14 protein-coding genes and 2 pseudogenes are annotated in these 19,837 nt (G+C 40.6%); 5 read left to right on the top strand and 11 right to left on the bottom strand.

The window, feature by feature from the left end; translation table 11 throughout:
- Nucleotides 1–168: 168 nt before the first annotated feature.
- From V7K55_RS14130 to V7K55_RS14170, 9 genes and pseudogenes are all read right to left on the bottom strand, one after another.
- Complete coding sequence (locus V7K55_RS14130; protein WP_334832268.1) at nt 169–1,002, bottom strand: glycoside hydrolase family 19 protein; 834 nt, start codon at nt 1,000–1,002, stop codon at nt 169–171.
- Nucleotides 1,003–1,024: 22 nt separating this feature from the next.
- The gene (locus V7K55_RS14135; protein ID WP_334832270.1) at nt 1,025–1,570 is read right to left on the bottom strand and encodes a 3D domain-containing protein; all 546 of its coding nucleotides are present in this window, start codon (nt 1,568–1,570) and stop codon (nt 1,025–1,027) included.
- A gap of 153 nt (nt 1,571–1,723) precedes the next feature.
- Nucleotides 1,724–2,788, bottom strand: a complete 1,065-nt coding sequence (locus tag V7K55_RS14140; RefSeq protein WP_334832272.1) for a LysM peptidoglycan-binding domain-containing protein — start codon at nt 2,786–2,788, stop codon at nt 1,724–1,726.
- A gap of 277 nt (nt 2,789–3,065) precedes the next feature.
- Nucleotides 3,066–4,466: a glycoside hydrolase family 30 protein gene (locus V7K55_RS14145; protein WP_334832274.1), complete on the bottom strand. Its 1,401-nt coding sequence runs from the start codon at nt 4,464–4,466 to the stop codon at nt 3,066–3,068.
- Nucleotides 4,467–4,591: 125 nt separating this feature from the next.
- Nucleotides 4,592–4,810, bottom strand: coding sequence for a glycoside hydrolase family 19 protein (locus V7K55_RS14150; protein ID WP_334832292.1), 219 nt, complete (start codon nt 4,808–4,810; stop codon nt 4,592–4,594).
- A gap of 156 nt (nt 4,811–4,966) precedes the next feature.
- Nucleotides 4,967–6,901: a glycosyl hydrolase family 28-related protein gene (locus tag V7K55_RS14155; protein WP_334832276.1), complete on the bottom strand. Its 1,935-nt coding sequence runs from the start codon at nt 6,899–6,901 to the stop codon at nt 4,967–4,969.
- 43 nt (nt 6,902–6,944) lie between these two features.
- A pseudogene (locus V7K55_RS14160) lies at nt 6,945–7,166 on the bottom strand (cupin domain-containing protein); the annotation flags it as partial.
- Between the two features lie 39 nt (nt 7,167–7,205).
- Nucleotides 7,206–7,793 carry a hypothetical protein gene (locus V7K55_RS14165; RefSeq protein WP_334832278.1) on the bottom strand — a complete coding sequence of 196 codons (588 nt, stop codon included), beginning with the start codon at nt 7,791–7,793 and terminating at the stop codon, nt 7,206–7,208.
- Nucleotides 7,794–8,712: 919 nt separating this feature from the next.
- The gene (locus V7K55_RS14170) at nt 8,713–9,231 is read right to left on the bottom strand and encodes a helix-turn-helix domain-containing protein (RefSeq protein ID WP_334832280.1); all 519 of its coding nucleotides are present in this window, start codon (nt 9,229–9,231) and stop codon (nt 8,713–8,715) included.
- Nucleotides 9,232–10,545: 1,314 nt separating this feature from the next.
- Between V7K55_RS14170 and V7K55_RS27545 the strand changes: the two are divergent.
- From V7K55_RS27545 to V7K55_RS14190, 4 genes and pseudogenes are all read left to right on the top strand, one after another.
- Nucleotides 10,546–11,081 (top strand): annotated as a pseudogene (locus tag V7K55_RS27545) (transposase); the annotation flags it as partial.
- A 46-nt stretch (nt 11,082–11,127) separates the two neighbouring features.
- Nucleotides 11,128–12,318 carry a sigma-70 family RNA polymerase sigma factor gene (locus V7K55_RS14180; RefSeq protein WP_334832282.1) on the top strand — a complete coding sequence of 397 codons (1,191 nt, stop codon included), beginning with the start codon at nt 11,128–11,130 and terminating at the stop codon, nt 12,316–12,318.
- 25 nt (nt 12,319–12,343) lie between these two features.
- Nucleotides 12,344–13,549: a DUF1822 family protein gene (locus tag V7K55_RS14185; protein ID WP_334832284.1), complete on the top strand. Its 1,206-nt coding sequence runs from the start codon at nt 12,344–12,346 to the stop codon at nt 13,547–13,549.
- Between the two features lie 156 nt (nt 13,550–13,705).
- The gene (locus V7K55_RS14190; protein ID WP_334832286.1) at nt 13,706–16,093 is read left to right on the top strand and encodes a CHASE2 domain-containing protein; all 2,388 of its coding nucleotides are present in this window, start codon (nt 13,706–13,708) and stop codon (nt 16,091–16,093) included.
- Nucleotides 16,094–16,135: 42 nt separating this feature from the next.
- On the opposite strand, the gene V7K55_RS14195 is transcribed toward V7K55_RS14190, so the two are convergent.
- Both V7K55_RS14195 and V7K55_RS14200 read right to left on the bottom strand, forming a co-directional pair.
- Entirely contained in the window at nt 16,136–16,948 is an 813-nt protein-coding gene (locus V7K55_RS14195) for a DsbA family protein (protein WP_334832288.1), read from the bottom strand.
- 177 nt (nt 16,949–17,125) lie between these two features.
- On the bottom strand, nt 17,126–17,383 hold the full coding sequence (locus tag V7K55_RS14200) for a mannan-binding lectin (RefSeq protein WP_334832290.1): 258 nt from the start codon (nt 17,381–17,383) through the stop codon (nt 17,126–17,128).
- A 467-nt stretch (nt 17,384–17,850) separates the two neighbouring features.
- Here V7K55_RS14200 and V7K55_RS14205 point away from each other — a divergent pair.
- Nucleotides 17,851–19,837 (top strand): two-partner secretion domain-containing protein (locus V7K55_RS14205; protein WP_334832291.1); only part of this gene is annotated, 1,987 nt, incomplete at its 3' end.

Consider the following 19,837-nt stretch of genomic DNA (forward strand, 5'->3'; position numbering starts at 1 on the left):
GGTAGGGGGTAGGGGGTAGGGGGTAGTTTTTAAGACAATTAAATTTTAGTTGCGTCAAGAAGTTTAACATCTTCTTATTCTCCACACCCCAATACCTGCAACCCCACACCCAAAAGCCAGTTATATCATGGCTTTGCGCTTAACTTAGTGCCATTCGCATCATTCGACTTAGCAGGAAAGATTTTCGCCTGGTGAAACTCCCAACCTCTGGCAAAAATCCTGATAAAAATTGATTCGATTTTGGGCTTCTTGTCTACCTTGTGGGGACGCATTCGGTCCACATTCGATACCACCATTGATGATGGAGATTGTCATGCCGAAACCGGGGTTGCGGATAGCATTGTGGCACGATGTCATCCAGAACCACAGGGCGGTCATGAAGGAAATAGCGCTATCTGTTGAGACCAAATCCGGGTTATTGAGCAGATCGATACCAAGAGCCGCCCCACATGTAGCATAATTGTAGTTCCACGACAACTGGATCGGCCCGCGACCGTGATAGGTTTTACCCTGCACACACGGATAGGTTGTGGGATCGCAATAGCTACCCCATACTGCTGTGTTCAGTTCATCAATGTATTGTAAAAAACCCGTCTCTTGGGCAACATTTGCTAGGAAGGCAGCCGCCTCACGTCTGCATTCTTCGTCCGATCCTTCATTGCAGAAGCTTGGGTATTTCTGCGTGGCGGTCACTAGACCGTCGTAGGAGTAAAAACCATTTCGGTTTGGGAATAGAGCCTCGAAGGTTTGCTGCGATACAATACCTGCGAAACCCTTGCCTATTGGGGGAAGGGGTGGGGGTGGTGGTGGAGTGACAGACCCGTTAGGAATGCAGATTTCTTGACCTATCTGTAAATTTGCCACATCCGCGTCTGTTAAGGGACTTCCATCTGGTTTTTTGAGTTCATACCAACGGTTGCCATCACCTAATTGTTGTTGGGCAATAACAAAAAGCGTGTCTCCAGACTTAACAATATATGAACTACCGATTGTACAAGACATAAATCAACTCCAAAAAATTAAATTACAAAATTGCTGTAACAGACTGGACACCTAGATTGATTGCTTCTTCAACGCTATCAACAAAGATGTCAATCTTTTGACCGATAATTGCCGTACCGATATCTAGGGCAGCGGCAGGAACTTGCCTACCATCCCAAAGCACCAAGGTAAAATTTGTTAACAGGGGAATCACATTTGGGTCTACTGCACACTGTAAACGTCCAACGCTTTCACCTTGGCATTGTGATTGCAATTGAAGAGCAAGTGCTGCTTGCAATGTTACGCCATGCACGCCGGAGGCAGGTAGATGGCAATTCGTTTCCTCCATACTGTAAAATCTGGCTTCTAGATTTATTTGCTTCCCGGAGGGAGGAGGTAAAGGAGTAGACCCTGGAATGCATATTTCTTGACCCACTTGCAAATTAGAAGCATCCCCGTCTGTAAATGGCATGCCATCTGGTTTGAGAATCTCATGCCAGCGTTCATCATCATCTAATTGTTGTTGGGCAATGATAAAAAGCGTGTCTCCCGACTTGACAATATATGAATTACCGAGTGTACAAGACATAAATCAACTCCAAACAAATGCTTCAAAGTATTAATCGCTACATCCGCCTTGATGCTTAACATAGATTACATTTGAAATTCCTTCTACTCTCAGAAGTGATGTTGTGTGAACGAAAAACTCTGGTACCGATTAAATCAAGCGATTAGTTTGTTTTTACGTGAAGATTCTTATACTTCGGATCAGGAAATATGCGTCTCGTAATTTGGGATTATTTTTTGTGTCCCAAAGGTAGCTACCGCATTTTTCTAATCCTCCAGGGAAAACATTGCCCGCCCAGTCTCCGCACAAGGTCGTATTGATGACCATCTCCATGTCTTTGAAATATCCCGGACACGGATTGAAGCTGACGTAAGGGTTTCCCCATGTATTTGGATCAGGTGAATCTCCAAGCACATTCGCAGGGATGTTAGCACGCTGCCAAAACCAAATTTTGATTGTCTGGTCGTAGACCCACTCGCAAGCGTATGCTCCGCCGCCGTTCTCGTTGAATCCGTGCCCGAAAGAGTTTTCGGGCCCCATAATGCCACATCCCGTGAAAGCGTTGTTGGCGTTGCAGTCGGGATTCAAAATATTTGGGATGTTCTGGACACATCCGTTTCTGGTGTGCAATGTTGACTGGTTGCTGTTGTTCGCCTTGGGTGTCGAGTTGACTCCTTCGATGATGTCGATTTCTCCCTTCTCAGGCCATGTAGCTCCCGTTCCAACCAGCCATATCGCTGGCCATACCGCCATTCCTTCAGGGATGTGGTCTAAATCGATAATGAACAGTCCTCCATTATACTTTTTATCTGTGTAAATACGGATTGCCTTTCTTTGGCGTTTCTCTTCAGGGTTGTAGCCCTCCGATTCAACGTCGATTTTAATTTTGTTTCCATCGACAATGTTGATGAGCTCGCCCCACTTTCCGTATTTTACATAGCCGTGGGTTGGGTCGTCCTGGTCGAAAAAACTCCATTTGTCACCTTTTTCATTTCCGTTGATGAACTGATTTCCAATCCAACTATCTTGAAGCTGCCAAATGTTAGCACCACCGCCACCATTATCAGACTGCCTGGGAATAATAAGTACCATTTCAACTTGAATCTGTTCGGGATTATCTCCAATTACATTGCGATTCGCTTCATAAATAAGCTGCCACCGATTGCCATCTCCATAAACTTTTTCGGCTATCTTTGATAACGTGTCTCCTGGTTGTACGGTATATGTTTGCACTGACATAGTTGATAATTGGCTCCTTTAAAGAATTAAGCTGTAAAAAAAACCAGAAACGGGCACTAAGGCATCATGTAAAAATAAGTTGTACAAATTTAATCTGCAACAAGTTGTGAGCTTAACTTCCCCATCAAAATTGTTCAAGTTATTTTTGCAAGGCTCCTAAGTACAATATTTCACAAGTTTGTAGCGTTATTAAGGCAACACTATTGAAAGAGTTTTCCGGCCCAGAATGTGGGTTTTCACGCGGCTATAGGCTTAATACCGATCTAATCTTTATTTATTAAGAGCGCCACTTGAATGTTACCGCAGCTTTTTCGGGTACCGTATATGTAAATGACTCTGAACCCGATTGAATTTTAACTGACTTCTGATTGGGTGTTCTATTGGACAATACAACTACTTTAGAGCCATCAGGGTTTTTGTATGCTACGTCTTCAATATCGTCTGGGAATGAATTCGACTCTATTCTGTATGCTCCTGGGTCAACAAACTTGCTTGTATGACCCATTGAATAGTATGATGTATTCCTTGTTACACTGTCTGTAGAATCTGAGCTGATTGTCAAGAAACCACGGTTTGAATTAGATGTATCTACTCCTGCAAGCTTTGGAGCTGCGTTCTGGTCAAGAGCTATATTCCAGAATACTACAGACTTAGACCAGTTTCTGGGTGAACGGATAGTGTGATACATCTGGTCTGCAAATTGGGCAGAATCATCACCTATCCACGTACCGCTACCTGCCTCTGTGAACCATACATCCTTATCCGGGTATCTATTGTGTACTTCAGTCATTTTTTCATGTACACACGAATTACCCGCACAGTAAGGATGCCATGCTGAACCTGCACAGTAGTTATATGCACCAGATGCTAAGACCGACGCAGCAAAGTCTGTACCGTTATCATCAAAATTGTGGTCAAAGCAGATAATTTTTGTGCTTATACCGTTTTGTTGAAACTTAGGACCAATGTAGTCTTTAATAAACCCTATTTCATCCTGTATAGACATTTGCATTCCAGGATATGCATCAGGTTCATACTGGGGTTCATTCTGAATTGTTACCGCATATACAGGAATTCCTTTAGCTTCACATTCCTTAACATATTTGACAAAGTAATCAGCATATACGTTGTAACATTCAGGACGCAGGTATCCGCCCTTACCATAAAGTCCCTTGTTAGAGCGCATCCATGCTGGTGGACTCCACGGGGTAGCAAATATCTTTATGCGACCCGGATTTACTTTATATGCCATATCGAGAATAGGGCGTATGTAAGCGTCTTCCCTCGAAAGAGAAAAGTTGTTTAAAGACCAGTCATCAGTATTATTGGTAGTATCATCAAATGTCCACGCTTCCCAGCTAAAATCAGATGCTCCTATAGGTTGCCGAAGCAAGCTTATATTTATTCCTGATTGTCCGAATAAATCCTCCATGACTTCAGCCCTTTTCTGGTCTGTAAGCTTATACTTTAGTAGCCAACATGACGCATCGGTCAGTGAGCCACCGAAACCGTCTATCTGCTGATACTGTGTATCTTCGTCAATAATTATACAATAATTATTGACACCACTTTCAGCCGCAAAATAAATATCTGTCTGCCTTACCAGCATAGTGCTTGTATTAGGTACAGATAGCCATACCTCTACACTTTCTTGAGATGACTTAATGTTCAAGCTCATAAGTATGCTCCTAGAATAACTTCTTAGAATCTGCCATTTTTCTACACTTAATTTTGTTGGAAACTATGCAACCCAGTCTCATCGTCATCAGCGTAGCCATAAGCTATTTGATGAGAAAAAAGTGTTTAGTAATGCGCCATGCGATCGCAGTAAACGCTGTTGCCCATATCTACATTCAACATTTGGATAAAATGTTTGTAAAAGCCGACTCTATCTGTTAGCACAGTTGGCGTAAGTATGCTACATTCGAGACCGTCAAATCCAAAATTTTTGACCACATCTGCGATCGCCTTGGTATTCAGAGCCGCAAAATTCCGATCGCTACATGAATTACCATTTAAAATCCTCCTAGTCTAAGAAGTGATATAGTGTGAACGAAAAACGCTAAAATAGATTGAATCAAGTGATTAGTTTGACATTGAAAACCGAGTTAAGCAGGTGAATATATCTACAAAAACGGGATGCACCTTGCAGTCAATATCTACAATGAACCCACCCTGCTACTTACTTGTGGATACTGCTGATAATTGTTCAAGTTCAGATGATTCTACCGAAACATAAATTGGGGTTGGATAAGGGTCAGGGCAGACTGGTGTTTGAGTAATCCAGTCACTGTTACCGCCACCGTCAGCGATCGCAAAGTCTGTTCGGCAGTTGAGAATAGCGCCGTGTCCAAGTCCTGTTGCCGTTGTATTGCTGATTGTCATTGTACCTGCACAACGGATTTCCATTGCGTAAGTACCAGCACCGATAATCTGATTCCGGTTGAGGGTTACATTGGTAACGTTACTGCCAATGAAATGAATTGCTTCATAGTTGCTGTCGATAATTTGATTATCTTCAACATTGATGACGCCCGTCATGTCTGCGTCAAGCGCGTAGAACCACAGCGCCCCCGTACCGAAATTCCAGCCATTGTAGTGATCCTGTGAACCAGCACGAACGATCGCGTTGCGGGCAATTACCGTTGTGCCGCTGATTGGTTTACTTCCGGGGAAGCGGTTGCCGACGTGGATACCACCCCCTTCAGCCTGCTGGTCAGCGACGTAGTTATCGGTGACGACGTTAGATTCACCCCCATAGATGGCGATTCCGTTTGCCAGCACTGGTATTTCAACGCGGTTGAACGAAAAGGTGTTGAAACCGCCACCTCCTTCGTTCCACATTGCGAGGGCATCATCGCCTGTGTTGCGGAAAAATGACTGTGTAACAGTGGAATTGGTGACTTGTCTGTGGAAATTGATCCCGTCTGCTTGCTGATTACGGACTCGGACATTGCTGATTGTCAGCTTGTCAAATGGCCCGTCCAGCCACATACCACACTTGCTATGCTCGATCCACAGGTTTGTAAACGTTGAGTTCGAGTAGGCGCCGCCGATACCGTTGAGCTGGTCGTTATCGACGCGCTGGGTAACTTCGCCCCAAATTGCAAAATCCGAAAAGTTGACATTTTGTGCAGATGTCCCTGTATTCCAAGGCCCCATAAGTCCGGCGTTGTTACCCGTCTGCGCCACAAAGTGAATCTTGGAATACCAGATACCCGCACCCTTGAGTGTTACGCTGTCACGTACCTGTAGCCAAGTGCTAACTTTGTACTCGCCAAGCGGAATCCATAATCCCCGACGCTGACTTGATGATGCATCAAGCGCATTTTGGAAAGCAGTTGTGGAATCCTGTACGCCGGACGGATCTGCACCAAAATCAGAGGTCAGCGAGAGATATCCCTCTGGCATCACACAAGCAGGTGCTACTTGCTCAAAGTCAACTAGGTCAATGATGTACCAGGGCGCGGTACTATTTGACTCCACCTGAATGCGAACTTTGTCGTCCGCAGACATCTGTGGTGTTAGCCGATTCGCCTCATCATAAAAGTGATGCGGTCTGATGTCGCCGGGATTGTTATTGAATGGATAAGTACCGTAAATCCAACTGTATTTCGATGTCAAGATTAGGTCGGGTTGTTTTTCACCGTTGATGTACAAGCCGATGGGTGTTGTTAGCCCTGCACCATCGGCTGAGTCGGGAATGGCGTAACGGACGATGACTGAGTTTGCATCGCGTGGTACGGTGAACTCGACATATTGCCCTACGGTATCGAGTTTCACGGCGCGACGTTCAATTGCTTCATTTGCCAACCCTGGATAAGTACGGTTATTGCGTCCATCAATTACCGTGCCGTTGTGGTCGGCATTTTCAGCTTGAATTTCATCATAGGGCATGGTGGTGGGGCCTGCAACGGTTGGTGCAAAAGTGGCGTTAGGAATGCAGATTTCTTGACCTACCTGTAAATTCGAGGCATCCGCATCTGTCAAAGGACTACCATCTGGTTTTTTGAGTTCATGCCAACGGTTTCCATCACCTAATTTTTGTTGGGCAATAATAAAAAGCGTGTCTTCAGACTGAACAGTGTATGAACTACCGATTGTACAAGACATAAATCAACTCCAAAAAATAAAATTACAAAACTGCTGTGACAGACTAGACACCTAGTAGTCGAGCAAAGCCACTCGGCGCAGCAACGACCAATCCGCGAGTTGGCTGATCGCTGAACGCAGCGACTACGTGAGGTGTGCCAGCAGGAATCAGGAAGCTTTCATCGGCATTTAGCACAACCTTGTTTTCACCTGCCCAGACCGTGAACTCTCCTTCTAGGACGTAGAGTTGTTCGGAATAGCGCGTGTGGCGATGAGGGGGGTGTTTGTGTGCCGGGAAGAAAGTAGCCTTCGATCAGAAGGCGTATTAACAGGCTCCTAACTTTTGACAAAGCGCTTCAGCGACTGAATTTACTCCACTTTCAACTTTAGGTGCAAGAGTTTTAAGGAAGCTAAGAGCTTCTGTTGTGGAAATACCCAAAAAGGCGGCAGCACTAGCTACAACAGGTACTGTTTCCGTTAAAGATGCTAATCCTACTACACTAACAGCCACAATTGCTCCAGCGACACCAATTACTCCTACTTTACATGCTGTACATTTTACGCTGAAAGACTCAAGTTGAGCATCAATTTCTTTGAGAGATTTTATATTATTAGTGGCATGTCCTTCCTGAATTTTAGCAAGTACTGCCTCTCCTTGTTGACGGAAATAATCATTGAACTCTGTTCTTAAACCTCCTATTGAGGAAAGAGTCATTCCTGCTGCGAGGAAAGTCTCTGAAGGATCTGAACTCAAACGACTCGCAAACTCTTTATTTTTTGCTGCTATATCCAATATATGCTGTGTAAAAGCAGAATTAGTAAAGTCTCCTTTTACAACTAATTCAGTTGGTTGTTCTTCGTTTCCACTGACTTTGCTTTGCTGAGATTGAGAGTTTTCAACTGTAGCAGACATAATTTTGTCCTTGTTTTAGTTACATTGTTGGTTGATTTAGTATCGTCTTCTTAATATCAATAAGAACAGTATATTATCAAGAGACTCTTAATTAATCTCATTAAACTACGCTTATTGCTAAAGGTTTAGGCGATCACTTTGAGTTTTTTAAATTCAATTAAGTGAGAAATACTTTCTTTCGTTAATTCTTAATCTTGTTTGCGATCAAGAGTAATTTAGATGTGTTTGCCCTGGTACTATAGCAGCCATTGTTTTTATCCTTGAATAATTGAGCTTTGTTGTTTATAAGTTTTTTCCAGGAAAGCTTTTAATTAATAATCTTAGTAATTAAATTTTAATTTCTAGATTATCAAAGAATTTGAAATTTTATTTATTCCCTTTACTTTCCATATATACATAGTATTTTAATGCAATGTTATTGACAATTAACTATTTTTAGGTAAAATCCTAATTAATGATTAAGTATTTTTAGATTATCCTCAAAAAAACTTGCAAATCAAAGATTTAGGATTTTTTAAGCATTCTCTAAAATTTAAAATTTAGGATTAGTGTTTCCATTTAAAAATGTATAAATTTTATGATCACATCGAAAAATATCCCTCTACAATAAAACAGGCTTTGGGTATTAGTTACGAACAATGGTGTTTATAATATTTTTATCTAGAAACTTTAGTTTATCTAGACATGATAAATGTCTTCTAGAAAAACTTATAGGAAAAAGCAGCAGTAAGTAATTGCTTCGGCAATTGCTCACTGCTGCTTATTTACAACCTGAAAAATCTAAAACCTGAGAAATTTGGTAATTGAGGTAATTTCGGTTGCAACTAGCAATAGTAACGTAAGCCAAACAAGTATCGAAGTCACCCAATGTAGGACTTATTTAGCCAGCCATTCCTTCTAATGTTTGCAGTATTTGGTTCTAAGCTACTTTACAACGCTGTACTTCTCTCCAAGCACGAGGAGTATTTTTATAAAAAACGCGAAACTGATAATAAAAATGATTAATATTTTGATAACCTACTTTTAAAGCAATCTGTTCAACGGACTCGTTAGTTTCTAAAAGCAAGGTGCTTGCTTGCACTATCCGGCGCTCGATAATCCAATTATTGACTGTTTTTCCAGTAAGATGTCGCACTAAGTCGGTTAAGTAAGCTGAGGAATAACCGACTGCTTGAGCTACTTCTTTCAGACTAATACTTTGATGATAATTTAATTCAATGAACTCAAAGACCTCACGCAGTCGAGGAATGGATGGAAATATGGACTCTTGAGTATTTGATTTTTTCCTTTCGGTGGTAGTAGACAAGTTCTCCTGTTTTAGATGAACAATAACAAGACCATTTTCTGTAATAGTCAACTCAAACCCTGCTGTTTCTAAGCATTTCATTAAGAGGTTTTGGCTTTCAGTACTAACGTCGTTTACTAAAATATTGGTCATTTTCTCTCCTAATATTTAATATAGTTATCGCCTGAGCAGATTTCATCACCCTAACTCCTTCTACTTAGGGTTTTGTGATCAATATCTTTGCCAAAATAAGAGGATGAAAAGAGAAAACCGATGTAATAGAGTTATGGTCTTCGCATAAATTTCCAAGCCTGCCTGCGATCACCTACGGTGGGCGCTTGCCAGGGCGAACGCATCATGTCAAGGAGACTACTATATTCTCAATAAACCTAAAAATAATCTCATTAAGCTTTGTTTATTGACAAAGAATTAAGCGTAGGCGCAGCCCGTCGTAGACATAGCTTTGAGGGTTGGAAAACAAATCAAACAAGAAATACTGATTTTTCATTGATTCTTAACCTCGGTGGTGAGCAAGTCTAATTTAGATGCGTTTGCCCTGGGGCGCTTGCGCCATTGCAAACGTGACTTTCTATAGGACTCCTATTTTATTTTTGGATAGTGGTAAAAAAGCGGATGCTCCCAAGAATTCAGGAGTCACCTTTTTCAGGAGAATTCAAAACATGGCACTTAGTGTCACGCTGCGCTATCACGCATTTGCTCATTCAAAAAAAGATTCTTAATTTTGAATTTTGATATCGTATTCTTACAGTGATATGATTTTATTCACTGTAAGGAATTAGAGGTTTGGAAGCTTGGTTAACCTTCCTGATTCTTAATTGGTAGCAGTGACTTTGGTTTATTCACGCTTGTGGGGAATCAGAAGTTTTTTAGCTTTGCCTTCTGATTCTTAATTGTTAGCAGTGACATGAGTTTATTCACGGATCTGGAGCCCCCGGGAGGACTCTGGATAGGCGCAAGGCAAGGTGAAGTCTTGATTAGAGGGAAAAATTATGTAGAAGTATCGAGCTTACAACACAGCATTCGCAATCTTAAGGAGGCGCTCAAATTATACTCAGCGCTCACCTAGCTCAAAATTTTTTGATATCCTCGCTTGTGCATAAGTCGCTCACCCTGACACCTATACTTAATTGAGGATTGCAAGCTAAATTTTATTTTTAAGCAAGTATGGAGCAAGTCAGTCAGGGAGGACTATTACTAACACCGGAAACTTAGCGCCCCAGCAAGACCCAATCCCTATTCTAAGAAACAGAAATGTTTCTTTACATCCATTGGGGATGCGATCACTTTCCTCGGACGCTTTTGTTACCTTCGGTAGAGAAGAATCTAAAATCCCTATTTTTAGGTTTTTTCTCAACAAGGAAGTTTAAATGACAAAATTAGCTTGCGTTCGCCCTTGACGTTGGCGCAGCCATCGCACAATTCATTATTTTGTTTAGGGACTTCCAGAAAATAATAGAAGAAGTTTTAGAAAACGATATTCACACTGTAGCTTCAAAAGGGATAGTCATAACAGAAGAGATAGAAGGTATGTTAAAATAAATAACGTTAGAATTATCAGATTCAAAACCTTTAAAATTAAAAAGACTTGGAATTTATGAGATAGCTTTAGTTAAAGGAAAAGGAAATTATTGTGCAGTCCTAATAAATTTAGATACATCCAAATTGATTGCTATTTTAAGTGGACTTACTCAAAAAATAATAAAGGAAAATCTTATAAAGTGGGGAACTTAAGTCTTAGAGCAAATAGAGCAAATCAGTAGAGATTTTTGTATTGGTTATAAAACTTCGCTTTTATCCGATGGTTTGATGAAATAGTAGCTTACTTTGATAATAGGACAACAAGTGTTGCTTTTGTTCGCGTAACGTTCCTCAGTAAAGGCATCAATAACAAACTTAAACTAATTAAGCGTTCAGCTTATGGGTTCAAAAACTTTAATAATTTTAGAGTAAGATGCTTATTACATTGGGATTTTAATTATTAGTTTAGCATAACAAGTATTGAAGAACCTAATTATTTTTAAACTGCTTATGCGTCCTCGTCAAAAAATTATCGAGATGTTCTCAACCTTCGTTGACTTGGAAGGAGACAGATTCAGCAAATGGTTGATTGATATCAAACTGCATCGAAATATTCAAAATTGCTTGGAGTCTTCATCATTCGTCCCTAACTCAGAAAATTTTTGGGTGTTACATTGGCACAAGTGCTGGCGAGAGGAATCTAATAGCCTTGCTAAAATGCATTTATCTGCTTATTTACAGGAACCAAATTATTGGGCTGCTAAAAAAACAATTGCCAAATTCACAAATAGTCAACATAGCCTAGCAGATTATTTTCAAATGGCGAATGCTGAATTTGAAACAATTCTTAAACAATTTAACCCAGAAAAATGCTCTAGTTTAAAAGCCTATGCTACTATTGCAGTTCCCAGTCGGCTAAAAGATATTTTACGCCAACGCAAAGAAGCTGATATTTGCACAAATTGGGCATTGTTACGCAAAGTAAGCAAAAAGCAGTTATTAGAAGCTCTTACTCAAACTGGATTATCACCTATTCTAATTGCCCAATATCGACTAGCCTGGACTTGTTTCAAAGAACTGTATGTTCAAAATCAACCAGGTGGCACAAAGTCACTACCAGAACCAGAACCCCAACTTTGGGAAGCTATTGTCAACCTCTATAACTGCGATCGCCAAAATCAGTTAACTCAACCTACTCCAGAATGCACGAGAGAGAAAATTGAACAGTGGCTAACCCAGGCAGCTGTCTACGTGCGTGGTTATCTGTATCCACCTGTTAGTTCTCTAAATACAGCGATATCAGAAGATGATTCCACAACAACTTTTGATTTGCCAGATCGAGCTTCTGACTCATTAATCACTGAGATGATAGGCGAAGAGGATGCCCAAAATCAACAAAAGCAACAATCTCAGATTCAAGATGTCTTGTTAAAAGCTTTACAAAATCTTGAGGCTAAAACCCAGGAAATACTTAAACTTTACTACCAACAGGGGTTGACTCAGCCACAGATTGTAGAACGCCTACAAATGAGTCAGCCTACTGTTTCTCGCCGACTGTTCAAAGCTAGAGAATCAATGCTGGCAGCGTTGATCCAATGGAGCCAAGACACACTTAATATTTCTGTGACTTCCAACCTAGTTAATGATATGAGTACCGCTTTGGAAGAATGGTTGAAAATTAAGTATGGGGAATCTAGCTGACGTTATGAAAGATGAGGTAGTAAAAATGACTTCTGCTTTTACGGAACCGCAGGAACTATTGTTAGAAATATCGCCATCCTTACAGGCAAGTTTTTGGCAAGAAAGCCAAATGTACGCCACACCTAGTAGTCGCTGGCGTGCTTACATGAATCAAATTTGCCTTCATGGGTTTTTGAATTGGGTAAAAGCTGAATATGTTCCAGAAGCAAGTATCTGGCACAGTTCCCCTGGTATTCCTGCTTTTTGGGAATTTGTCAATGGTACAGCAATTTTGTTAAAGGATAAGCGAGTCGTTTTAATTCCCAGTGAGGCAATTGATGATAGCGAGTTAGAAGTTCCTCAAGAATGGGTAGACATTCCCAGTTGGGCAGCAGATTATTATTTAGCAGTGCAAGTCACACCAGATGGTGAGTGGGTAAGAATTTGGGGCTATATAACCCATGAAAAACTTAAATCGCTAGCAGACTATGACCAAGTAGATAGGACTTATTGTATAGATGCACGGCACTTAATTAAAGACCTGAATGCTTTTTGGATGACCTACCAATTTTGTGGAACAGAGGAGATGAAAGGTGCGATCGCTCCACTACCAGAATTATCGAATGTTCAAGCAGAAAATCTTGTGCAACGGTTAGGTGATTCCTCTGTAACATTTCCGAGACTGGCAGTGCCATTTACAACCTGGGGAGTGCTACTAGAGAATGAGCAGTGGCGGCAGCGTTTATACCAAGAAAGGCTGCAATATCTAAGACAGGCTGCACCTACGCAATTTTCACAAGTACAAGTGAATCTCAGTCGTTGGCTAGAGCAGATTTATGATGCTTCTTGGCAAGCTATAGAGACTTTTTTTGAGCCAAATTCCAGTAGCCTAGCTTTTAATTTCCGCACTTCTTCCGGGTTAAATGCTACCGCTATCAAACGCGCCAAGCTGATTGACTTGGGAATGGAAATAGAGGCTCAAAAAGTTGTTTTATTAGTTGCTTTAATACCAGAAGCTAACCAACAAGTTAGTATTCGCGTGCAGCTACATCCAGCTAGTAGCGAACCTTGCCTGCCTGCTAATATCAAGCTAGTTCTACTTTCAGATCGAGGGGAAATAGTTCAACAAGTACAAGCAAGAACTCAAGACATCTACGTGCAATTGAAACTCTTTGATGGGGAAGTGGGAGAATGTTTCAGCATCCAGATCGATCTGAATAATTATCAAATAACAGAAAATTTCATAATTTAGTGATTAGGAGCCAGCAGTGTCAAATTGGTGTTGATTGGGTCAAATTTGTCTTATGTAGTCCTTATAATACACTTATTTTTGGTGTTTTTGCATAAGTAGAATGCTCCCTGTTGATTAGTCATTAGTTAATCTCGAATGGCAAAGTCCATTTTACTTATGAGTAAGCTAGTTGTCTTCAGCTTTTTGGGAGGAGATTTAAATCAAGGATTTCCTGTTGTCACGGCTCAACTTTGGTGTCATGACGAATTTGTACCCGTGAAATTAACAGGGAGTCTACCGCCAGCACCAGAACTAAGCGAACTCTACCGCAGATGGCAGTTACTCTACGCAGCAGTTCATCAACGCCTGGGTAGGAATCACCGGATAAAAGTATATTCGCAAGACATAACCAATATTTCTATTAATGACTTCGATGAAGTGTGTCAACAGCTACAAGCAAATATCAATGCTTGGTTAAAATTTGAATCATTTCAGAATATTGAACGACAGTTGCGCACTCTACTTAGTCCTAATGATGAAATTAGAGTCATTATTGAAACAAATATAGCTCTACTGCATCGCCTGCCTTGGCATCTATGGCATTTTTTTGAAGATTACCCGAAAGCGGAATTAGCTTTAAGCAATCATGAGTATGAATCTCCTAAGCTATTACAAAAATCTCCTACAGGTCAAGTCAAAATTTTGGCAATTCTAGGCAATAGAGTTGGCATTGATATTGATAAAGATGCCTCTGCTTTACAAGGTTTAACAGATGGCAAAACCACTTTTCTTATAGAACCAACACGGCAAACACTTGACGAGTATCTATGGAATCATGATTGGGATATTCTATTTTTTGCCGGACATAGTACTAGTCTTACTGACGGAGAAATTGGAGAAATTTTTATCAATCAAACAGAAACCTTAGCAATTTCGCAATTGAAAAATGCACTTAAGGCAGCAATTAGACGCGGTTTGCAACTGGCAATTTTCAATTCTTGTGACGGAATTGGTTTAGGACGAAATTTAGCTGATTTAAACATTCCCCAAATGATTGTAATGCGGGAAGGAGTACCAGATTTCATAGCACAGGAATTTTTAAAAAACTTTCTTACCGCCTTTGCAAATAGCAAACCATTTTACTTGGCCGTGCGAGAAGCACGAGAAAGACTTCAAGGACTGGAAAATGAATTTCCTTGTGCCAGTTGGTTGCCAGTTATCTATCAAAATCCCACAACTGTTCCGACTACGTGGCAAGAACTGTGCGGTAATTTTGCTAATACTAAATTTGTCGGTGAAGTTTCGACAAAAAGTAAAATTGCGACACCAAAACTCAAACTTTGGACTGTACTACTTAGTACTTTGATTGCGGCTATTTCAACATTAGGTCTGAGATACTTGGGAATCTTTGAGAAAATCGAACTGCAAAGTTTCGATCAAGTGCTACGGTTGCGGCCTCAAGAAGAGCCAGATCCAAGGTTGATAATTGTAGAAATTACTGAAAAAGATATTCAATCACGACAAGAGACGACCAAAGGAATGAAATCCATTTCGGATAGTACGTTAGCTAAATTGCTTAACAAAATACAAAAGTATCAACCGCGAGTTATTGGACTGGATATTTATAGAGATTTGGCTGACCCCTCAAATAAATCAAATCCAATACAACTTCCAACTGAACTTAATAAAGATAATGTTGTTGTTGTCTGCAAAAGCCGCGATAGTAAATATGACCCCCAAGGTGTTAAACCTCCGAAAAACGTACCTATAGAACGTCAGGGTTTTACTGATGCAATTCAAGACCCAGATGGTATCATCCGTCGCCAAATTTTGATGATGGCACAAGAGCCTTCTTCGACTTGTACAACGCCTTATTCGCTCTCGTTGCAATTAGCTATTCGTTACTTATCTTACGAAAATATTAAACCTAAATTTAATGAAGATTATATACAATTTGGCTCTAAAGTATTTAAACGCTTAAAATCTGGTCGCAGTGGTGCCTATCAACAAGGAATTGATTTAGGCGGAAATCAAATACTTGTCAATTATCGTAATACAGATTATCAGAGAGTTTCCCTTAATGATGTACTGAATGATAAATTTGATCGCAAATCACTTAAAGATAAGGTAGTGATCGTTGGAGTGACAGCTAATACAGTCAGCGATACTTGGTCAACTCTCTACAGTACTGCACAGCAAGATTACCAAGAAATATCAGGAATATTTATACAAGCACAAATGGTTAGCCAAGTTTTGAGTGCAGTTTTAGACCAACGTCCAATTCTTTGGGTTTTGCCTTACTGGGGCGATATTCTCTGGATATGCGGCTGGTCTGTAGTTGGGAGCCTGATTATTTGGCGCATTCGTTTGCTCTCACATAAGGGATACACCATCTTTGTAACAGTTGTCACTTTATATGGAGTTTGTGCGATCGCTCTTTTAAAACAAGGGTTATGGTTGCCATTTATTCCTTCTGCCTTTGCCGTGGTTGCAAGCGGTGTTGTTATAGTGTTGATTCAACGCCGTCAGGAATTTTTCACGATTTCACAACCCTTAGTTGAATAAAATCTTCCTTTATAACTATTATATCTCCTTTTTAAGGTCTCATTACTCGCTGCGGACTTTAATCAGAAGCGCTTCCAAACTAGCAAGTTGAATATCTCCGTTTAGAGGTTCTCCATTCATTGCAAGCATAGGAGTACTATCAACTCCAATCTGTTGTGCCAATTGAATATCTTTCTTAATAGCAGCAATAGCAGTACTGCTGTTACGATCCTGGTTAAACCGCTTCATATCTAAATTCAGGGTTTTGGCAGTTGTAACATAGAGAGATTCGCTTAACTTGTCTTGGTTTTCAAAAAGTGTATCATGGAACTCCCAGAATTTTCCTTGTTGACTCGCTGCCCAAGACGCTTTTGCAGAGGACATGGCTTCTAGGTGAATTGAGGTCAAAGGCAGATGCTTGTAAACCAACGTGACTTTATCTTGATGTGTTGCCATAAATTGCTTAACTGCTTGATGCGCCTTTACACAATAAGGACATTGAAAGTCAGAGAAATTTATCAGCACAATTTTTTGCTCATGAGCACCAGTAGTTGGGGATTCACCAATCACTGATTTAGGATTAGCTTTCATTTTTTGTAAAAAAGCCATTTGTGTTTTCTGTTGTTGTTCCTGTTTTTTGAGTTGGTATGCAGAAACAGACTCCAAAACCACTTCTGGATGCTTGCGAATGACTTGCAAAACCTTGGCTTCCAATTGTGAATCTACTGGTTGATAACTTTCAGATGGCGTAGGCATTGAATAGTTCTTCAATCCTAAAGCCAACAGAATTAACCCAACAACAGAAACTAGAAAAATAAATGACAACGCTCCTGAAAATCGCGATGATTGATGTTTAAAGTCTTTGATAAAATTCATCAACATAATTTTCCCTTTGAGGATTTTAATAAAGTTGAAGAGTGTATTTTTTGAGTCGATTGCTTCAATAAATCCATAACCACCCACTTGGGGCGGTTATGGATTTATCAGAGGTTAGGAAGTATTATCAACTACCTCAATAGTGCAATGTTAGCTAAAACACTTTGGGTTAAAGCTTTACTTACTTACACAACTACAAACGGAATTTTTACCTGGGACGTTTGTATACCAGTTACCATCCCATTTCAAACCGACTGAACTACAAACTTGAGGGCATACTTGTTTTGCGTGTTCATTGCTCCAGATAGGACCCGCACTAACATCTCCAGCTAAAGCCAAGTTAGCAAAGCCAAAAATAGCAGAACCACCAAGAACCGTTGCGGTGAGTGTTAGTAATAATTTCTTTTTCATGATGTAACTAGAAGTATTAGACATGACTTTCTCCTTGAAACTGTTAAATGATCTTCAGAGGTTTTTTAGCTTTACCTCCTGATTCTTAATTGGTAGCAGTGAGATTGGTTTATTCACTGTTAGGAATCAGAGATTTTTTAGCTTTGCCTCCTGATCCTTAATTGGTAGCAGTGAGATTGGTTTATTCACTATCTGGAGCAGCAGGGAGGACTCCAGATAAGCGCAAAGCAAGGCAGAGTCTTGATTGGCGGGAAAAATAACGTATAAGTCTTGAGCTTTCAATGAAGGTTAGCTTAATATATTTTTACCTAATCCAACTCCATTATTATTGACAAAAGTGCCTATTTGCTATGTAAAAATTCGTTTATTGCAAGTTATGCCAGTAGCGAGAAATTTGTTAGTATCCTCATTTTGTGAATAAATTGATTTTGATGACACTTATACTTAATTGGGGATTCTAAGCTAAATTTCCTTTTTTATAGGAGAGTGCAATGTCTGAGGTATCTATACGTTTGAACTGGTTACAAGGTCTAGGAATTGCCATTGGAAGCGGGTTCATCGCCTTTTATGCAAATATCTCAGTTGCCCAAATCACCCCAGATGGCACTCTGCCAAATAATTCCAATGTGAAATTAGAGGGTAATACCAGGATTATTGAGGGTGGAACCACAAGAGGGGATAATCTGTTCCACAGCTTTCAAGAATTCTCTGTTTCCAATGGTAGTACTGCTTTCTTCAATAATGCACTCAATATTCACAACATCCTGACACGAGTAACGGGTAAGTCAATTTCTAATATTGATGGCTTAATTCGTGCTAACGGGAAAGCAAACTTATTCCTGCTTAATCCCAATGGTATTATTTTTGGAAAAAATGCCCGATTAGATATTGGTGGCTCATTTTCTGCAACAACGGCAAGCAGTTTCAAGTTTCCTGATGGCAGTACCTTCAGTGCTACTAATCCCCAAGCACCGCCATTGCTGACGGTAAATATTACACCAGGGTTGCAGTATGGAACAAGTCAGCCAGGGGCGACTATTACCAACACCGGAAATTTAGCACCCCAGGAAAACCTGACACTAGTAGCTGACAAGCTTGATTTGCAGGGACAGCTAAAAGCAGGAAGAGACTTAACACTGCAAGCACAGGATACTGTAAAAGTACGGGACAGTGTGACGACTCCGTTTTTAGCTACTGCTCTTGGTAATTTCACGATTCAGGGAAATCAAGGAATTGATATTTTAGCACTGAATCACCCAACGCAAACACCATTTGTCAGTGAGGGCAATCTTAATTTAATCAGTGATGGGATAATTTCTGGCGATGCTCGGTTTGCCAGTGGTGGGAATTTTTCGCTCAAGAGTGTATCGGGGGGATTAGCAAGCTTTGTAAGTAAATATGACCCAATTATCAGTAGCAATGGCAATGTGGATATTACAGCTAACTATACAGGGGCATCGTTGTTAGTTGAAAGCAAGGGTAATATTCGCTTTGCGGGTGATATAAATATTACTAGACCGGATACTAGTGTTTTACCTGCTGGACAAGATACTGCAACTTTAAACAACAGTACGGCGTTAATTATGCGTTCTGGGCAAAGTAATTTAGCTTATGGGGGTGTCAATTCTGGTTTAGTACCTGCGTTTACTAGTGGAACTCTGCCAGAGGGAATTACTTTAGGTGGAGATGTTTCCTTACAGCGCTTTAATGGGGCTGGGGGGATAGTTAGCTTAACAACAGTATCTGGAGATGTGAGTACTAAAAGAATTACAACTAATGGAGGCGGAATTGATATTAACAGTGCTAGAGCAATTACTACTAATGGACAAACGCTAAACACTAGAAATGGCACGAACAATGGCGGTGAAATTAGCCTAAAAGCTACCAACGGCAGCATTAACACTGACTCTTTGTACTCAAACTCCAGTTCTAATTCTGGAAATGCCGGACAAGGGGGAGCAATCACCCTCAGTGCCATTAATGGTAGCATCAAGACTAGTGATATTAATGCTGACTCCTTCTCTAATTCTGACAATGCCGGAAATGGGGGGGCAATAATTCTTGATGCTAATGGCAGCATTTCTACATCTGGGTTGAACTCTTCCTCATACTCTGAGTTTGGCACAGCAGGAAATGGAGGTGAAATACGCCTTGATGCTGGGCAAGGAGACATTAAAACTGGCTTTTTGGCATCTAACTCACGCTCTTACACTCAAACAGGGGGAGACGGAGCAAAGATTACCCTCACTGCCAATAACGGCAGCATTAACACTGACTATTTGTACTCATACTCCAGTTCTAATTCTGGAAATGCCGGACAAGGGGAAGCAATCGCCCTCAGTGCCATTAATGGTAGCATCAAGACTAGTGATATTAATGCTGGCTCCTTCTCTAATTCTGACAATGCCGGAAATGGGGGGGCAATAATTCTTGATGCTAATGGCAGCATTTCTACATCTGGGTTGAACTCTTCCTCAT

This window comes from Nostoc sp. (genome assembly GCF_036919895.1).
In the GTDB taxonomy this organism is placed as follows: domain Bacteria; phylum Cyanobacteriota; class Cyanobacteriia; order Cyanobacteriales; family Nostocaceae; genus Nostoc.